Raw genomic sequence first — 2750 nt, 5'->3', positions numbered from 1 at the left:
CGATCGGCGCCTCGGCGGCACCCAGTACACACACCGGCTTCGCGGTTTCGAGGACATAGTCGATCCGCTCGGCCGGATGGTCCGGGTCGATCGGCACGTAGCCCGCGCCCGCGGTAACCGCCGCGTAGATGCCGGTGAGCAGCTCGAGTGAGCGCGGCGCTGCCACCGCGACCAGCGACCCGGTCCGCACGCCCAGCGAGATCAGATGACGGGCGAGCCGGTTCACCCGTCCGGCGAATGCCGCATAGGTCAGCGTCGTCCCACCGAAGGTGAGGGCCGGCGCATCGGGCGTGCGCGATACCCGCGCCTCGAACAGTTCGGCAAGCGTTGCCGGGCCGGCGATCTCGGCGTCGGTGGCGTTCCAGTGCTCCAGCACCCGGAGGCGTTCGGACGGTTCCAGCAGGTCGATCGCGCCGATCCGGATATCGGGTTCCGCCACCACGGCCGACAGCACCCGGGTCAGGCGTCCTGCCAGGCTGTGCATCGTGGCCCGGTCGAACAGGTCGGTGGCGTAGCGCAACTCGGCGCGCAGTTCACGACCCGCGGCACCGGTCACCTCGGTCAGTGTCAGGGCCAGGTCGAATGCGGCGACGGGATTGGTCAGCGGATATTCGGCGATATCCAGCCCGGGCAGCCGCAGGTCGGGCCCGGTGTGCTGCTGGAACGACAGCAGCACCTGGACCAGCGGTGCGTAGGACCGGGAGTGCTCGAGGTCGAGCTGTTCCACCAGCCGGTCGAAGGGCAGATCGGCATGGGTGAAGGCACGTACGTCACGCGCACGGACCTGCGCCAGTAGATCGGTGAATCGGTCACCGGCGTGGACCCGGGTGCGCAGAGCCAGGGTGTTGACGAACATGCCGACCACCTCGTCGAGCGCGCGCGCCGACCGCCCGGCGATCGGGGTGCCGATGGCGAGATCGTCGGTGCCGGACAGCTTCGCCACCGCAGTGGCATAGGCGGCATGGAGCACCATGAAAGTCGACACGCCGGCACTCCGGGCCAGCGCTTCGATCGCGGCGGTCAGCTCCGGGGGGACGGTGAATTCGACGGTCGCGCCGGCCCCGGAAGCGATCGCCGGGCGCGGCCGATCCGTGGGCAGGTCCACCACCGGCGGCAGACCCGCCAATTCCCGGCGCCAGAATTCGAGCTGTGTGTGCAGCCGCGAGTCCGGATCGCCGGCGTCGCCGAGCAGGGCGTGCTGCCACAGGGTGAAATCCGCATACTGCACCGGCAGCGGCTGCCACCCGGGTGCCGCACCATCGCGGCGGGCCGCATAGGCGGTCACCAGATCGCGTGCCAACGGCATGGTGGACAGGCCGTCGGCCGCGATGTGGTGGGCGAGGACCAGCAGCACATGGTCGTCGGGCCCATGGCGCAACACCGTGATCCGCAGTGGGATCTCGGTGCGCAGGTCGAAGCCGCGCGCCGCTGCTGCGGCCAGTTCGGCCTCCAGGGCGGGCGCATCGACGGTACGCAGGACCAGCGCGGTCGCCGCGCATTCACCGACAGACAGGATCTGCTGCCGCGGCCCCTGGTCGTCCTCGGGGAACAGGGTGCGCAGCGATTCGTGCCGCACCAGCACATCGGCAACGGCTTCCGACAGCGCGATCTCGTCCAGCGGACCGTGCAGTCGCAGCGCGAACGGGATGTTGTAGCGCGCCGATTCGGGGTCGATGCGGTTGAGCAGCCAGATTCGGGACTGAGCCAGGGACAACGGGATTCGCGCAGGCCTCGACATCCGGGTCACCGGTGCCGCGGTGCGGTCGGCGGCGGTGTCGGTGGCCTCGGCCAGCCGGGCCGGCGTGGGCGCGCCGAAGATTTCGGCGACGTTCACTTCGCAGCCCAGCAGTTCGTTGACCCGCGTGACGACCCGCATGGCGAGCAGCGAATTACCGCCGGCAGCGAAGAAGTCGTCGTCCGCGCCGAGCTGGTCCAGGCCGAGTAGTTCGGCCATCACCGCCGCGACGACGGCCTCGGAACCCTCGGCCGGGGCACGGTAGCCGTGCCTGTCGCCGGTATCGACCTGTGGGAGTGCCGCGCGATCGAGCTTGCCGGAGGTAGTCAGCGGGAGTTCGTCCAGGATCGTCAGACCGGCGGGGACCATGTAGAGCGGCAGCGCCCGGCTCGCCGCGGACAGCACGTCACCGGGATCCACCGCGGCGCCTGTGGCCGGCACCACATAGGCGTGCAGCCGTGCCCGGTCACCTGACCCGGCAACGACAACCGCGGCCCGGCTCAGGTCGTGCTGCGCCGACAGCGCGGCCTCGATGTCGCCTAGTTCGATGCGCAGGCCCCGCAATTTCACCTGGAAATCATTGCGGCCCAGATACTCGAGTTCGCCGGCCCGGTTCCAACGGACCAGATCGCCGGTGCGATACATACGGCCGCCGGTGCCGAACGGATTCGCGACGAACCGCTCGGCGGTCAGCTCCGGACGGGACACGTAGCCTCGCGCGAGTTGCTCACCTGCCAGATACAGCTCACCTGTGACACCGACCGGCACCGGCCGCAGCCCGGAATCCAGCACGTAGACACGAGTATTGAACACCGGACGACCGATCGGCACCGTCACCGAATCCGCCGCGGTCACCTTGTGGAAGGTCACATCCACGGCCGCTTCGGTCGGGCCGTACAGATTGTGCAGGGGCGCCCCACCGAGCTCCCGCCACCGGGCGGCAGTGCCCGCGTCCAGTGCTTCACCGGAGGTGAACACCCGGCGTAGTGCGCTCGGGATCTCGAACAGGGAATCC

The 2750-nt window shown here is 69.6% G+C and carries 1 protein-coding gene; it reads right to left on the bottom strand.

Annotated features, from left to right (window positions below; translation table 11 throughout):
* Positions 1-2750: condensation domain-containing protein (locus NV2_RS30440; RefSeq protein WP_157103172.1), on the bottom strand; the 2750-nt coding region annotated here is incomplete at both ends.

This window comes from Nocardia vermiculata NBRC 100427 (assembly GCF_001613265.1).
Lineage (GTDB): Bacteria > Actinomycetota > Actinomycetes > Mycobacteriales > Mycobacteriaceae > Nocardia > Nocardia vermiculata.
This window is presented reverse-complemented; position numbering and strand designations above follow the sequence as displayed.